This is a genomic window from Synechocystis salina LEGE 00031, from assembly GCF_015207985.1.
Taxonomy (GTDB): domain Bacteria; phylum Cyanobacteriota; class Cyanobacteriia; order Cyanobacteriales; family Microcystaceae; genus Synechocystis; species Synechocystis salina.
In genome coordinates this window covers 1-1,439 of the sequence record NZ_JADEVV010000110.1, presented here as the reverse complement: position 1 = coordinate 1,439, position 1,439 = coordinate 1, and the positions used below count along the sequence as shown (strand labels likewise).

At 49.1% G+C, this 1,439-nt stretch carries 1 pseudogene; it reads left to right on the top strand.

The window, feature by feature from the left end:
- Positions 1 to 312: 312 nt before the first annotated feature.
- A pseudogene (locus tag IQ217_RS18710) lies at positions 313 to 1,315 on the top strand (sensor protein KdpD); the annotation flags it as partial.
- Between the last annotated feature and the right edge of the window lie 124 nt (positions 1,316 to 1,439).

Genomic DNA, 1,439 nt, shown 5'->3' with positions numbered 1-1,439 from the left:
TCGAGATTCTTGGCAAGGTTTGTTAGGGTGTAGTTAATTGGGCTACTCAGTAAATACTGACAGTAATCTAAACGAGTGAAAGAAGTCATCCTACTACCTTAACCTCATCTATCTTGCGTAAGTCCTGTTCTAGTGGTTTACCACGATGAGGGCCTACGGGTCATAGTTAGTCAGAGCTTAGATTCAGCTATTTATAGGGTAAGTCAGGTTATGGATCTATCCACCGCTCTTCGGTTACTAAATCAAAGGCATTTCGATAACCGATCAAGGCAGGCCCTTCCGCTTTCTCCAAATCCCCTCTGCCCCATCACCATGATCCATGCCGGTCAATCCAGTTCCCTGACTCCAGCGGCGTCCCTCCCTCCCCGGCGGGGTAAACACAAAATTTTCATTGGCATGGCCCCGGGGGTCGGCAAAACCTATCGCATGTTGGAAGAGGGACAACAGCTCAAGCAGGAAGGCTTTGATGTGGTGATTGGCCTGTTGGAAAGCCATTGGGCTGGAGCAAGTCCCCCTCAGAACCATGACTTGACAAGGGCGATCATTGCTGGAAATCGATACCGGAGCCATTCTGGCCCGATCGCCGCAGTTGGCGTTGGTGGACGAGTTGGCCCATACCAATATTCCTGGTTCGGATCGGGAAAAACGTTATCAGGATGTGGAGCTAATTCTAGGAGCCGGCATTGACGTGTATTCCACCCTTAATATTCAACATCTGGAAAGCTTGAATGACCTGGTGCATAAAATTTCCGGGGTAGTGGTGCGGGAACGGGTGCCCGATCGCCTTTTGGATGATGCCGATGAGGTGATTGTGATTGACATTACCCCGGAAACCCTGCAGGAGCGTTTGCAGGAGGGCAAAATTTATGCCCCGGACAAAATTAACCAAGCCTTGCAAAACTTTTTTAAGCGTCAAAATTTGGTGGCCCTGAGGGAACTGGCTTTGCGGGAAGTGGCCAACAATATTGAAGAGAATAGTCGCCATGATCAGCAGACTAACCACTGTGCCATCCACGAACGGGTTTTGGTGTGTATTTCGACCTATCCCAATTCCATTCAATTATTGCGACGGGGGGGACGCATTGCCAGCCAGATGAATGGTCGCCTATTCGTCTTGTTTGTGGCTCCCACCAATCAGTTTCTCTCCAAGCTGGAGGCCCTCCATGTGGAAACCTGCCAACACCTGACCCAGGAGTTTGAAGGGGAATTCATTCTTCAGGAATCGGACGATGTGGTGGGGGCCATTGCCCAGGTGGCCGTAAATTATCGCATTACCCAAATTGTCTTGGGGGAAAGTCGGCGATCGCGGTGGTATCCCTCTTCCATCAATCTAGGCAGATGAATGGCAGAATATGTCCCATGAATTGACCAAATATCTTAATCGATCTAGCTCATTAACTTTATTAAAAAGCTTGGTCAACTCATCTAAAACATGGGTA